At 67.7% G+C, this 13,800-nt stretch carries 11 protein-coding genes; 4 read left to right on the top strand and 7 right to left on the bottom strand.

Going from position 1 to position 13,800, the window contains the following annotated elements; translation table 11 throughout:
* Nucleotide 1: 1 nt before the first annotated feature.
* A complete protein-coding gene (locus GON04_RS24170; protein WP_370530029.1) occupies nucleotides 2-499 on the bottom strand; it encodes an Lrp/AsnC family transcriptional regulator in 498 nt (165 codons plus the stop codon).
* 125 nt (nucleotides 500-624) lie between these two features.
* Between GON04_RS24170 and glmS the strand changes: the two genes are divergently transcribed.
* Nucleotides 625-2,475, top strand: a complete 1,851-nt coding sequence (glmS, locus tag GON04_RS24165; RefSeq protein WP_157400503.1) for a glutamine--fructose-6-phosphate transaminase (isomerizing) — start codon at nucleotides 625-627, stop codon at nucleotides 2,473-2,475.
* Nucleotides 2,476-2,624: 149 nt separating this feature from the next.
* Here glmS and GON04_RS24160 read toward each other — a convergent pair whose 3' ends face one another.
* The 4 genes from GON04_RS24160 to GON04_RS24145 all read right to left on the bottom strand — a co-directional run bounded on the left by GON04_RS24160 (nucleotide 2,625) and on the right by GON04_RS24145 (nucleotide 7,549).
* Nucleotides 2,625-3,539 carry a LysR family transcriptional regulator gene (locus GON04_RS24160; protein WP_157400502.1) on the bottom strand — a complete coding sequence of 305 codons (915 nt, stop codon included), beginning with the start codon at nucleotides 3,537-3,539 and terminating at the stop codon, nucleotides 2,625-2,627.
* 25 nt (nucleotides 3,540-3,564) lie between these two features.
* Nucleotides 3,565-4,947, bottom strand: a complete 1,383-nt coding sequence (locus GON04_RS24155; RefSeq protein WP_157400501.1) for an FAD-dependent oxidoreductase — start codon at nucleotides 4,945-4,947, stop codon at nucleotides 3,565-3,567.
* Between the two features lie 22 nt (nucleotides 4,948-4,969).
* Nucleotides 4,970-5,980: a Bug family tripartite tricarboxylate transporter substrate binding protein gene (locus tag GON04_RS24150; protein WP_157400500.1), complete on the bottom strand. Its 1,011-nt coding sequence runs from the start codon at nucleotides 5,978-5,980 to the stop codon at nucleotides 4,970-4,972.
* Between the two features lie 192 nt (nucleotides 5,981-6,172).
* Nucleotides 6,173-7,549, bottom strand: coding sequence for an amidohydrolase family protein (locus GON04_RS24145; protein ID WP_157400499.1), 1,377 nt, complete (start codon nucleotides 7,547-7,549; stop codon nucleotides 6,173-6,175).
* A 252-nt stretch (nucleotides 7,550-7,801) separates the two neighbouring features.
* Between GON04_RS24145 and GON04_RS24140 the strand changes: the two genes are divergently transcribed.
* From GON04_RS24140 to GON04_RS24130, 3 genes are all read left to right on the top strand, one after another.
* Nucleotides 7,802-8,245, top strand: coding sequence for a hypothetical protein (locus GON04_RS24140; RefSeq protein ID WP_157400498.1), 444 nt, complete (start codon nucleotides 7,802-7,804; stop codon nucleotides 8,243-8,245).
* A gap of 592 nt (nucleotides 8,246-8,837) precedes the next feature.
* Nucleotides 8,838-10,403, top strand: coding sequence for an FG-GAP-like repeat-containing protein (locus GON04_RS24135; protein WP_198349398.1), 1,566 nt, complete (start codon nucleotides 8,838-8,840; stop codon nucleotides 10,401-10,403).
* Between the two features lie 305 nt (nucleotides 10,404-10,708).
* A complete protein-coding gene (locus tag GON04_RS24130) occupies nucleotides 10,709-11,527 on the top strand; it encodes a ParB N-terminal domain-containing protein (RefSeq protein WP_157400496.1) in 819 nt (272 codons plus the stop codon).
* Between the two features lie 116 nt (nucleotides 11,528-11,643).
* Here GON04_RS24130 and GON04_RS24125 read toward each other — a convergent pair whose 3' ends face one another.
* Nucleotides 11,644-12,729 carry an acyltransferase family protein gene (locus GON04_RS24125; RefSeq protein WP_157400495.1) on the bottom strand — a complete coding sequence of 362 codons (1,086 nt, stop codon included), beginning with the start codon at nucleotides 12,727-12,729 and terminating at the stop codon, nucleotides 11,644-11,646.
* 221 nt (nucleotides 12,730-12,950) lie between these two features.
* Nucleotides 12,951-13,574 carry a glutathione S-transferase family protein gene (locus GON04_RS24120; protein WP_157400494.1) on the bottom strand — a complete coding sequence of 208 codons (624 nt, stop codon included), beginning with the start codon at nucleotides 13,572-13,574 and terminating at the stop codon, nucleotides 12,951-12,953.
* Between the last annotated feature and the right edge of the window lie 226 nt (nucleotides 13,575-13,800).

The raw sequence follows: 13,800 nt of genomic DNA, 5'->3' as shown, positions 1-13,800 counted from the left end.
GTCAGGCCCGCGCCGGGCGCGGCAGGGGAACGCGCGGATCGAACTTGGCGCGGCGCACGGCGAAGTACGCCTTGACGTTGCGCACGTTGGCGTCCTGCGTGAACAGCCGCTGCGCCAGCGCCAGGTAGCCGGGCATGTCGGGCGCGCGGATCACCAGCACGAAATCAGGGCCAGGGGAGACGCGGTAGCACTGCTGCACCGCCTCGTCGGCCGCCACCCGGGCCTCGAAGGCCTCCATCGACGCGTTGTCCTGCCGGTCGAGCGTCACCTCGACGATGGCATCGAGGCCGTGGCCGAGCACCTCCACCAGCTTGTCGCGGTCGAGGATGGCGACCCGGCGTTCGATGAAACCGGCCTGCACCAGGCGCTGCACCCGGCGCAGGCAGGTCGGCGGCGACACATGGACCCGGGCCGCCAGTTCCTGGTTGGTCAGCCCGGCATCCTGCTGGAGCTGGTCCAAAAGAGCCAGGTCAGTGCTGTCCAATGATTCCAAAATAATTCGATCAGAGAAAGAATATTCCTTAAATCTAGCATATCGACAGAATCTTGCGTTTGCGGTGCTAATTCGCAGGCTTATTTCTCGGGACCCGGCCTACAGTCCCGCCATCCCAAGGAGTTCCAACCATGTGTGGCATCGTCGGCGCCGTCTCCACCCGCAACATCGTTCCCATCCTCGTCCAGGGCCTGCAGCGGCTGGAATACCGCGGCTATGACTCCTGCGGCGTGGCCGTGCATGCCGGCGGCCTGCGCCGGGCCCGCAGCACCTCGCGGGTGGCCGAACTGCTGGCCCAGGTGGAGCGGGAACACCTGGCCGGCACCACCGGCATCGCCCACACCCGCTGGGCCACGCACGGTGCGCCGGCCGTGCACAACGCCCATCCGCATTTCAGCCACGGCCCGGGTGAGCACGCAGGCGACCGCCCCGGTCGCGTGGCCCTGGTGCACAACGGCATCATCGAGAACCACGACGAGCTGCGCGCCGCGCTCAAGGCCAAGGGCTACCAGTTCAGCAGCCAGACCGACACCGAGGTGATCTCGCACCTGGTCGACAGCCTCTACGAGGGCGACCTGTTCGAGGCGGTGAAGGCCGCCACCCGCCGCCTGCACGGCGCCTATGCCATCGCCGTGTTCTGCAAGGACGAGCCGCACCGGGTGGTCGGCGCCCGCGCCGGCTCGCCGCTCATCCTGGGCGTGGGGCGGCAGGACGGCGAGCATTTCCTGGCCAGCGACGCGATGGCGCTGGCCGGCGTGACCGACCAGATCGTGTACCTGGAAGAGGGCGACGTGGTCGACCTGCAGCTGGGCCGCTACTGGATCGAGGACAAGTCGCACAAGCCGGTCACGCGGCCGGTCAAGACCGTCTTGGTGCACAGCGGTGCGGCCGAGCTCGGCCCCTACCGCCACTACATGCAGAAGGAGATCTTCGAGCAGCCGCGCGCCATCGCGGACACGCTGGAAGGCCTGCAGTCGGTGGTGCCCGAGCTGTTCGGCGACGGTGCGCTGGCGGTCTTCAAGGAGATCGACTCGGTGCTGATCCTGGCCTGCGGCACCAGCTACTACAGCGGCTGCACCGCCAAGTACTGGCTGGAGGGCATCGCCAGGATTCCCACCCAGGTGGAGATCGCCAGCGAGTACCGCTACCGCGAGTCGGTGCCCAACCCGCGCACGCTGGTGGTCACCATCAGCCAGTCGGGCGAGACGGCCGACACGCTGGCGGCGCTGCGCCACGCGCGCGAGCTCGGCCACGTGCACACGCTGACGGTGTGCAACGTGCCGACCTCGGCCATGGTGCGCGAATGCAAGCTGGCCTACATCACGCGCGCCGGCGCCGAGATCGGCGTCGCCTCGACCAAGGCCTTCACCACCCAGCTTGCCGGGCTGTTCCTGCTGACGCTGGTGCTGGCCGGCGTGAAGGGCCGGATGACCGAGACGCAGGAGGCGGCCCACCTGAAGGCCATGCGCCACCTGCCCACGGCGTTGTCGGCGGTGCTGGCGCTGGAGCCTCAGATCATCAGCTGGTCGGAGGACTTCGCCGCCAAGGAGAACGCGCTGTTCCTCGGCCGCGGGCTGCACTACCCGATCGCGTTGGAGGGCGCGCTCAAGCTCAAGGAGATCACCTACATCCACGCCGAGGCCTATGCCGCCGGCGAGTTGAAGCACGGCCCGCTGGCCCTGGTGACTAGCCAGATGCCGGTGGTCACGGTGGCCCCCAACGACGCCCTGCTCGAGAAGCTCAAGAGCAACATGCAGGAAGTGCGCGCCCGCGGCGGCGTGCTGTACGTGCTGGCCGACGCCGACACCCGCATCGAGAGCGAAGAGGGCATCCACGTGATCCGCATGCCCGAGCACTACGGCCCCCTGTCGCCGCTGCTGCACGTCGTGCCGCTGCAGCTGCTGGCGTATCACACGGCGGTGGCGAGGGGGACGGACGTCGACAAGCCACGGAACCTGGCCAAGAGCGTGACCGTCGAATGACGGGCGCGCGTGCGAGATCAGCAGAGAGAGAGACAGAGTGACAGAGTCGTGCGCGGGAAACAGCGGCGCTGACTGAAAACGGCGCCGCCGACCGGCAACCATGGTTGGATCCTGGCGGCGATCCAAGGCAAGACAGGGTCGGTGACGTCTCACGCAACGCCGGTGCCAAGCTCCAGCTGCTGCAGGCGCCTAGCCAGGCGATCGACGAAGTTCTGCGTCATGCCTGGCAAAGCGCGCTGGGTCGGCACCAGGATGCCGACCTGGAGCTGCGCCAGTTCCGCCACCGCGAGTGGTCGCCAGAGAAGGTCGCCGCGCCGCAGGTCGGACAGGAAGGCGATTTTCGAGAAGCATCCGATTCCCAACCCCGCCATGATCAGCCGTCGCAGCACGGGCATGGAGCTGCAGACGGCCGTGGGCTCGATTCCATCCCAGAACTCCGCGAACTCGGGCGCCTGGGCGGCTGTCACGACCGGGCTCATGCTGGGCCTGACCAGCCGATGGCGCGCGCATTCCTGCAGCGTCACGCTCGGCTGGTCGGCGAGCGGATGACCCGGGGGCATCACGACACCGATCGGGCAGTTCGCCACGGCGACCGTCGTCACGCCTGCCGCCAGCCGGCCCACGTAGGTGATGCCGATGTCCGCCTGGCCGGACACCACCATGCGGGGGACTTCGAGCGATTGTGCCGGGGCGATGGTGTATTTCGCCGCGGGGAAGACTTGCAGGAATTCCTCGACGACGGCAGGCACGAGATCATCGAGGAATGGGTCCATCGATGCGACCTTGATGTGGCCGGTGCTCTCGCCCTTGATCGCATCGATCTCCGCCCGCGCGACCTGGTACTGGTGCAGGGTTTCCCGTGCGTGCTTCAGGAGGCGTTCACCGGCCGGATTGAGCCGCAGGCCGTCGGGCAAGCGATCGAAGAGCTCGGTGCCGAGCTCCTCTTCCAGCTTCAGGATCTGCCTGTTGACCGCGCTCGATGCAACGCAAAGTCGCTCCGAAGCCTTGCGCACGGAGCCGCAACGGGCGACTTCGATGAAGTATCTGAGAACGCTGGAGTGCATGCCGGGTGGTCCTTCGCCACCCCGATCATGCAACCGCCTCCATGAAGGGGCGCGCGATCGCCGGAACGTCGGGGTTCGGACCCGGCTGGTCGCCCGGATCGGCTCCCTGTGCCCGCAATGTCCTCTGAAGCCTGGCGACGTCGACCCGGCGTACGGAAACGCCGGCGTCGAGCGCGAGCGTCGCGGCGATGCCGACGGCCTCGCCCATGGCCATGCACGGCGGGATTTCACGAGACGTCTTCTGGGCGGCCGACGTGGCCGAATAGTGGCGACCGGCGACCAGGAGGTTCTCCACGCCGAGCGGCACGAAGCTGCGATAGGGGTAGTAGTAGTCGCGGCCGCGGGCAACGGCGTCGTGAAAGCGGGTGCGCTCCTGCAGGTCTTCCTTGGTCATGACGTACTCGCCCTCCAGCAGCCGCGTCTGGCGGATGCCGGTTTGTGGTGCCATGTCGACCAGGTAGCAGTTGCGGAAACCGGGCAGCTTCGCTCTCACGAACTCGATGACGTTGTGGATCGTGGTGCGGCCCTGGATCTCGGCCTGTGTGAGGTCTTCCACCTTGAGGCCGTCCAGTCCCGCCATGTGCGGGCAGTTGCACCACACCACGCCGGGCAGCGGCGTCCTGAGCCACCACGACTCCCAGGCGCCGCCGAGCAGCTGCTTGACTTCCTTGTCGAGCGCGCGATAGGCCTCGGGCTCCTCGAATTCGAAGCGCTCGGCTTCGCGGGTGTCCACGCCACCCAGGCGAAAGACGGTCGTCGCGATGTAGCTTCCGCTGATGTGCGGAGCGCCCGCCGATGCCGCGACGTCCAGGTCGCCGGTCGCGTCGATGACGACCTTGCCGAGGATCGCCTCGCGTCCGCTCTTCGTCTCGCAGATGACGCCCTTGACCACCCCATCCTCGACGATCGCCCTGGAGAACCACGAATGCAGCCGCAGCTGGATGCCCGCCCGCATCACCATCTCCAGCGAAGTCCGTTTCCACGCATCGGGATCGAACGCGGCCGCGAAGCAGATGGGCGAGGGCTTCTGCTTGCTGTGGAAATCGGTGGTTCCCCAGCGCTTCCAGCGGCGCACTGACTCCGGCAGCGTTCCCCACTCGTGTTGCAACGGGTATTCGGCCAGGCCCAGCGCCTTCATGCGCTCGATCATCTCCAGGCAGATGCCCCGCACGGAGATCTCGTTCTGGTGCCTGTCCCACATGTCGTCGAGCACGAGAACCATGCCACCCGAAGCGAGGCCGCCCAGGTGGTTGTAGCGCTCCAGCAGCGTGACGCTGGCGCCATTGCGTGCCGCGGCGACGGCAGCAGCCTGGCCCGCGGGGCCGCCGCCGACCACGACGACATCGGATTGCGCCGCCACCCGCACGCTCTGCGCGGGCTCTTGCACCCAGTCTCCCACCCGGTTCATGGACATCTCCTGTTGGACGGATTCATTGCCGGATCGTGGCCGCGAGCCGCGTGAGGGTCGGCTGGATGCGGACAGCGTTCTGCTGGATGAAATCGTTGAATTGGCTACTGGACTGCACGAGCACGACTTGCCCCTGCTCCTCGATCCGGCTGCGCACGTGCGGCGTGTTCAGTGCCTCGTTGATCTTCGCGTTGAGCGCGGCCACGATGGCGGGCGGCGTTCCCTTGGGTGCGAAATAGCCGAACCAGCTGGGGATCGCGAAGCCGCGCAGGCCCTGCTCGATGAATGTGGGGGTGTCCGGCAATTGCGTGAATCTCGTCTCGGCCGCTACGCCGATCACCTTGAGCTTTCCGTCCTTCACATGCTGCTGCACCGCAGGCAGCGACGCCCAGCCCAGTGGCAGCTGGCCGCCCAGCAGGTCGACGACCATCGGCACTTCGCCGCGGTACGGAATGGCGCTGAGCTGGATGCCGGCATCCTCCTCGAGCCATGCGCCGGCGACGTGCGGCACGCTGCCCAGACCCCAGGTGCCATAGCTGATCTCGCGCGGCTTGGCCTTCGCGAGTGCGGCCAGTTCCTTGAGGTTGCTCGCGGGAAAGTCGGCGCGTGCGACCAGCAGTGGATAGATGATGGAAATCGCGGCGACCGGCACGAAGTCGGCGACGGAGTAGTTGATGCCCGTGTTCAACGCCGGGGTCAGCGTCATCATCCCGAGATTGCCGTTCAGCAGCGTGTAGCCGTCGGGTTGCGCTCCCTTGGCTGCATTGGCGGCGACGCCACCGCCGCCGCCCGGCCGGCTTTCGATCACCATCGCCTGTCCCGTCGCCGCACGGAACTGCTCACCGATGACGCGCGCCTGGTTGTCCGCGCCGCCGCCCGGCGGGTACATCAGGATGACCTTCACCGGCTTGTTGGGAAAGTCCTGCGCCCTGGCCGGAGAGGCAAGCATGCCGCTGCCCAGGACACTGCCCGCGAGGATGCGGGACAGCGCCGTCCGCCGTGAGAGTTGTGGGTAGCGTGGGGCATTCGACATGGGGCTCCTTCGCATCGACCAGCACGATCGCGGCGCGATGGTAGGCGTGCATTGCCCGGTCTCGAAAGCACCTTTTTTCGTGACGGGCGAGCGAAAAATTCGCTCGCTCCAGCCGCTGCCTTCCGGCCTAGGACGGCCAGCCTTGGCGCGGCCTCGTCACGCACCGCTTGTGCGCGAGTACTCCGGCGGGCTTCAGCCCGGCTGATGGCCGTGCGCGGCGCGCAACCGCAGGAACTGCGCCCGGGTCTTCGGCCCGAACGTCAGGAAATGCGGATCGGGCTCGTAGGCGGCGCGGGCCCGGCCGATCTCGTCGGCGGCTGCGCGACGGATGACTTCCTCGACATCGAGGCCGTACACCCGCGCGCCGTTGAGCCCGAAGATGCGCGCCCGCAGCCGCGGGGTCATCGGTGCGTAGCCGAACTTCTCCTGGTATTCGCCCGAGATCTGGAAGGTGCGGAAGGCCTGGATCTGGTCCTGCGGGGAGCCGTACCAGATGGAGTCCGACCCCCACAGCACGTTGCCTTCGCCCAGGTGCTTGACCAGTTTGCCGACGACGTGCGCTGCCTGGTCGGGGTCGCGCATCAGCATGCGCCAGGTACTGCCGAGTTCGCCGTAGACATTGCTGCCCTTGCCGAGGCCGGCTTCCTCGACCGAGCGGATCAACCGGTCGACGCCATCGCTGCGCGTCGGGTCGTACGGTCCTTCCTTGGCGGTCTGCACGTAGCCCGCGTGATAGACCAGGAAATTCATGTCGGGGAACATCTTGGCCACGCGGCCAATGTCGGCACAGGTCGAATGCTCGTAGGACTGGCGGCCGAACGGCAAGCCCTTGTGCACGCAGATGTTCCGGATGCCGACGCTGCGTGCCTTCTCGATCATCCGAACGGCGATGTCGTCGGTGAGGTAGAAGCCGCGGCCGTCCGGCCCCCATTGCGTGTAGCACTTGAGCGCCGACACTTTCCATCGGCTGGCCAGGGCGTCGATGTCCTCCATGTCGCCGGGCTGGTTCGGGTTGACGCGGCCGTGGATCAGCAGGCGCTGGCCGCGCGGCAGGCGCGACACGATCTCCTGCACCGCTGCGGCTTCCGCGATCGGCAGGTACTCGTCTTCGCGCCGCGACGGGATGAAGGAAAGAACCATCATGTCCGTGTCGGAGTCGAGGAACACGTCCTTCACGAACTGGTCGACGCCGCCGAGGCCGTGGCGCCCCTGCCAGGTCCTGCCGACGAAATGGCCCTGGACGTCGAAGATGAATTCGCGCGAGCCGAGCCGCTGCGCTGCCTGCTCGACATCGATCGCCGCCGTCTTCTCGATCTCGTAGAAGCCGCCGGTGCGCCCGGCCGCGGCGTAGGCCTCGTTGAAGGCGAGCAGGGTGCCGGCCGCGCCTGCGGCAGAGACCAGCAGGCGCCGACGCGAGAGGCCGAGCCGCTTCGCGTTGGCGTCGGCCACCTGGTGCGCGAGCGCGTTGGCGTGCAGGTGCACGCGCTCCAGCGGCATCGGCGCGACCTCGCCGTTGGAGGTCGAGTCCAGCTTGATGGGAAGGCGGCGGCCATCGGAATCGTGTCGCATGAGACCTCCTCGTGCCGAGGACAGGGATCGTACGCCGCGCACCAGGCACCGGCGCCACGCGCGCACTACGCAAGGGTGCTGAGCAGTGTCGAAGACCTTGAGTGCCGGGCTCCCCGCGGTCCATCCGCCTTGCGCTCGCAACCCACGACAGAGATGACCGTTGGCTGCCCGCCCCTAGCGGCGGTCATCCGAGCCGTTGGGTCCTGGACGCCCGGTTGTGCGCACTTCCTGTGCGACCAGATGCAGGCAGTCTTGAAGCGCCTGGTCTGCTGCGGCGCGTGCCTGGACGAGCTGATGCTCCAGGAAGGGGCCGGTCGTCCTCAGCGACCCGCTCCGCTCGAGGGCGTGCGCAATCATCACCTTCCTTTCGAGATCCCTCACCGCGCGTTCGGCTTCGTGCCACCGCTGAAGCTGCTCATCCACTATCGCCCCGCTGGGTTGAGGACCTTCATGGCGTCGGCGAGTCTTTCGCTCGCGAGCGCTTTCCGCTGCTTCAACTCGGCGAACAACTCGTCACCGGGGGGATCCTTCAGGGTTCGCTCGAATTGCTGCCATGCACTGGCGAGTCGACGCTCCGTCTCGCGCGCGGCTGCCTCAGCACTCTTCCAGGCGCTGAAGGCTTCATTCGTGTGGCCCGACATGTCGCTGGCACCTCATGCGTTTGTCAAACGCAGCAGCCTGCACGTAGCGCGATGACGTCGACCTCAAACCTGCGGGGCTGAGCCGCAGGCCTGAATCTGACGGAGCTTGTCCGTCTGAATGGCGATGAGAAGCTCACAGGCATGCGTCATGGCCGGCCGATCATCGGCATGTGCCTGGTCTTGCATGCGATGAAGGTGGGCACGTGTGTCCAGCACGCGAGCCAACGCACCTTCCGAATTGCTGTGAGGATCGGTCGAGTCCGCCTCTTGGTTTTGCGCGAATGATAATCCGCGCCCACCGGGACGATTCCTCAAAGAGGGCGTCTTCCGACGCTACTGACTACTCGAAGCCATCCGGTGCACCCACTGGAGCGGGTCCGTTGCACGAGCCCGACACGCTGGTGGCGAAATGCCTCGCGGCGGACGCAGCAGCAGCGAGTCGCAGTAAGTCGAAGATACACATTCAAACCGTCAGTAAATAATTTGACTCCATCCAGCTGAGCCACGAAATCTGGGCGGTACGCCAGACGGCCAGCGTTTTTTCCGCCTGCAGAGGCGGTCTGACAAAGGAGGAGTTCGAGTTGCAATCCCAAGGAAGACATCTGCCCCGCCACGCTCGCAACGCGCTCGGCGGACTCTTTGCCGCCGTGTTCCTGGCCGCCTGTGGCGGCGGCGGAACCTCCGCGCCGACCGCCCAGGTGGCCGCCCCCGCACCTGCACCGGGTACCGCGCCGGCGCCGGCTCCCGGACCGGCCCCCGCACCAGCTCCCGGCCCCGCCCCCGCACCGGCCGTCGCCGTCAAGACGTCCTACACCCTGCTCAAGGAGAGCGGACTCGTTCCGCAGAAGACGCGCAGCGCGAACGACAACGCCCGGACCTACCTGGACGTGGATGGCGACGGCGTGCTGGAGACGTTCGCGGTGCAGATGCTCTACGACCCGGCAACGTCGACACCCGCGACCGCGCAACCGGCGCGCTTCGGCTTCTACCGCAAGCAGCCCGATGGCTCGCTGCTGGAGGACACCTCGCTGCTGCCCGCGGGCAACCGGGCCTGCGTGCATCCGCGCAAGGCCGTTCTGTCCGACTTCAATGGCGATGGCAAGCTGGACATCTTCGTCGCCTGCCATGGCTTTGACGCGGCCCCCTTCCCGGGCGAGAAGAGCAAGGTCGTGCTCAGCCAGCCCAATGGCACCTACCTGATCCAGGATGCGAACACGGAGGTGGGCTTCTTCCACAGCGCCGCCGCCGCGGACTTCAACGGGGATGGCATCCCCGACGTGGTCGTCGCGAACTCCCAGGCCAATCCGTCGATCAAGGTCTGGCTGAACAACGGCCAGGGCCAGTTCACGCCCACCACGGACTACGTCCCGAACGAACTGCGCCGCCAGGCGAATTTCTTCACCGTGGACGTTCCCGATGTCGACGGCGACGGCACGTTCGACCTGTTCGTCGGCGGCCACGAGTGGGAGAACGCCAAGCCGACCGTGTACGTCAACCCGGGGAACAACAACTTCACCAGCGTGGCGGGAACGGTGCTGCCAGCCGTCGCGAACGAAGGCGTCGTCCTGGACATCGCGGTGACGGGCACCGGCGTCGACCGCGCTGCCTGGCTGCTGCGGACGTCAGGTGGCGACGGCACCTTCTACCAGAGTCTGGTCGTGCAGAAGGTGCGCTGGCCGTCGCTGGCGAGCACGGTGGCGGCATACAAGCGCCCGCAACAGTGGCAGGCCTGGATGATCCCCGCGGTCATCAACGGCACGCCCAAGCTGGTCAGCGATGACGTCGATGTCGCCTCCATCGACATCGCCTACGGCCCGGCAGCCGACAAGTACGTCGGCACCTGGAACATGGCCTGCTCGGGCTCCGAGACCGAGACCTTCACGCTCACCAAGACGGACGCGACGCACCTGACGGGCCAGGTCGTCCAGAAGTCGTATGGCAACCCGAGCTGCACGGGCGCCCCGACGAGCACCCAGACGTTCAACGCCACCATCAGCATCGACGGCCAGGTCAGCGTCATGAAGTCGGGCCTGCCGGTGAGCCTCGACCAGGTCACGGCCAACGTCGACAGCGGTATCGGCATCATCAAGTGGATGGCGACGGTCCTTCCCAACGGCCAGCTGTTCGTCGACTTCGACGACGCCGGGGTGTCGTCCTCCACGGTGTATCCGAGCGACCTGACCGAGGGCTACACCACCTACGACAAGCAGTAATTCCGGCAGGGCCCGGCCAGGGTCCCCGGTTCCGGAGCGCCCGCGACCCCGCGGGCGATTTTTCTGGTGGATCGGCCTGCCACCCCTGGCCGTCCTGCCGCCGCGACGCGACTGCATCACGCCGCAGTCGCAACCCGGTGAGATCACAGCCGCGCAGCTTGCTGTCCATGCCAGTTTGGACAAGCCAGATCGCGCGTGCAGCTTGAAAGACCAGGCGCGTCCGCCAGGGCCGATCCCGGCCAGGAGCCGACACTCCGCTGCCTACAATGCGCGTCCCCCGCATTCATCCAGTCCCGCATTCCCCGATGGACATCGTCGTCAACGAAGAGATCAAGGCCTACATCGATCCACTGACTCCCGAGGAGTACAGCGCGCTCGAACGCAGCATCCTGGCCGAGGGCTGCCGCGACGCGCTGGTGCTGTGGGGCAACATGCTGGTGGACGGCCACAATCGCCACGCGATCTGCCGCCAGCACGACCTGCCGTTCCAGACGGTGCAGAGCACTCGCTTTCGCTCGATCGAGGATGTGCACCTGTGGATGATCGACCAGCACCTGGGGCGCCGCAGCCTGTCGGACTTCCAGCGCGGCGTGCTGGCCCTGCGCAAGCGCGAGATCGTTGCCGAGCGGCTGGCGCGCACGGCGCCGGAAGCGGGTCCTGAGGCGCTCGCCGCCGAGTCAGCGTCTGCTGAAGAATCCGCGCCCGTCCCCGCCGCCGGGGCGCGGGAGAACACGCGCGAGGCACTGGCCCGGGTGGCCCGCCTGAGCAGCAGCCAGGTGATGCAGATCGAGAGAATCCAGAAGCAGGCCGCGCCCGAAGTGGTCGCTGCCGTCAAGGCAGGTGAGATCTCGATCAATGCAGCGGCCACGGTCGCCAGCCTGCCCCGCGAAGAACAGGTGGCCGCAGCCACTGGCGGCAAGGAGGAACTGAAGCAGGCGGCCAAGCGGGTGCGCGAATCGCGCAGGAAGTCCGCCGTTGCGCCGACGCCTCGGCAGGACGAGGCTGCGACGGGGGATGAGGACACGATCGAGTCGCTGCGCCAGCGCGTTGCCGTCCTGACGGCGGAGAACATGCAACTGCGGGAGCAGTTGGCGCAGTTCCGGCGCGAGGCCGCCGGCGAATAGCCCTGCCACATCGGTCTTGACCGGCGGGCGTCACGGCGTCGACCCCCGCGGGTTCTCCGCCGCGCGCTTACCGCAGATGATCAAGAGCGCACCGGTTCAGGTGAGCTCCGCCTCAGTCAGCGGCCCGGTGCCGCCGTGCCGGCGCGGATGACCGCGGGGCGCCAACGCAGCAGCGGCGCCTCCACCCAGCGATGGAACGGCACCGCCGCCAGATTGGCCAGCCCCCAGGCCAGCAGCAGCGCGGCGGGCGCCAGCGCATCCGGCATGGGTGCGGGGCTTTCGGCGTGGTGCGCATAGACGGCGTTGACCAGCAGGATGACCGGGAAGTGCACCAGGAACAGGGCATAGGCATGGCGCGCCAGGCCCTGCACCCGATCCACCCACCAGGCCGGCCCCGGCCCCTGGCGCCACAGCATCAGCACCGCGCCGGTGGCCGCGGTGACCAGCAGACGCTCGCGGAACTGCAGGGCCAGCGCCAGCAGCAGGAGGCTGACCAGCAGACCCAGGCTCAACCAGCGCAGACGCGTCGGCCAGCCCTGCCACCAGAACAGCAGCGCGCCCAGGCCATAGGCTCCGAAGAAGTAGGGCGCATAGGCATCCTGCGCGGAGTGGCGGTTGAAGTACAGCAGCGAGGCGGTCACCAGTGCGCCTACCAGGACCGGCGCCAGGCCCTGGCGCCAGGTCTGCGACAGCCCAAGGCGGCGTAGCCCCCACATCAGGGCCAGCAGCAGCGCAAAGAGCTGGAAGTCGATTGCCACGTACCAGGCGCCCACGGTCAGGGCCTCCTGGCCCAGCACATCGTGCAGCAGCAGCACATGGGCCAGCAGTTGGGTCAGGGTCACCTGCTCGGGCGCCAACGCCGGCAGCAGGGGCGCCACCAGCCAGGAGGCTGCCAGGGTCAGGCCCACCGCGACCAGGAATGGCGGGGCCAGGCGCCCGTAGCGCTGGGCCAGCAGGGCCGGCGCCGACCGGTGCAGGCCTGGCTCGTGGGACGACAGTGCACGGGCGCTCAGATAGCCGCCCAGCACCAGGAAGATCTGCACCGCCATGCGGCCGTAGTCATAAAACCAGCCGCTGATCGCCGGACTCAGCCCGTGCATGGCCTCGGCGATGGGGCCATAGACGCTGAGGTGGTGCAGGACGATCAGCTGGGCGGCCAGAGCGCGCAAGGCGTCCAGCGGGAACGAACGAGTGGCGGCCATTGGTTGACGGCGATGGCCGGCTATGGCCCCATGCAAGTGCAACGGCCGCGCAAGGCGCGGCCGGCGGAGGTCATTCTACGGGCCACTCCGCCAGCCCGCTCCGAGGGCCGCCCGCCGGGACGCGTGCACTCCGCTGCGGGCCTCCAAGGTGGGTGGCCGGCCAAAGGCGGGCGTCCGGAGTCCATGCGCAATCCGATTGCGATCCGTTGCTGCAGCGCAGGTCACATGTTGAGGCCGTGCTCGTTCGCGACGGTGAGGTTCCGCGCCTCTGCGCGCTGCAAGGCGGGACGGGCGGCGAGGCGGTTGCCGTACGCGACGAATGCGGGCCGCGCCTCGAGCATGCTGAAGCGCAGCATGTAGCGGACGGTGCCACCGAAGATCACGTCAGCCATCGAGAAGTGGTCGCCGAGGAGGAACTCGCGGCCGGTGACCGCGCCCTCCATCGCACGCAGCATCGACTCGTGGTCGCCCCAGCCCGCCTGCGAAGGCTTGAACTGCCAATCGGCGGCCTTTGCGATCGAGCCGGGCTCGATCACCGACGGGGCGAAGAGGGACCACCTCAGGTACGTCGCGCGCGCGGGGTCGTCCGGCAGCGGAGCGAGGCGGCCGAGCGAGTACCGATCCGCGAGGTAGAGCCCGATGGCCGCCGACTCCGTCACGACGGCGTCGCCGTCGACCAGGATCGGAAGCTTGCCCATCGGGTTCAGCACAAGCAACTCGGCGGCCTTGTGTTCCCCCCGCATCAGGTCGACGAAACGAAGGTCGTACGAAACGCCGAGCTCCTCGAGCATCCAGACGACGCCCGCCGCGCGGGAAAAGGGGTGGTGGTAGAGCACGATAGCCATGGCAGCGGCCTCCCTTCGCCGAGCGCAGTCTAGCGGCGCGCGGCGCGGAATGCGCCGACACCTGCGTCCCAGGTGCGGACGACCGGTCAACCCTTGCGCCCCGTCTGGCGTGCCGGCAGCTTGCGCTTGGCGGCGATCCCTTCGAACAATCGAGCTGTGATGCCTGCCGCTTCGCACGGCTCGTCAACGGTGGCAGGGGGGCAGGCGCTTCGCGATGCGCTCGGCC

The organism is Ramlibacter pinisoli, from assembly GCF_009758015.1.
In the GTDB taxonomy this organism is placed as follows: domain Bacteria; phylum Pseudomonadota; class Gammaproteobacteria; order Burkholderiales; family Burkholderiaceae_C; genus Ramlibacter; species Ramlibacter pinisoli.
The sequence above is the reverse complement of the archived record's forward strand: the minus strand, read 5'-3'. Positions and strand labels throughout refer to the sequence as shown.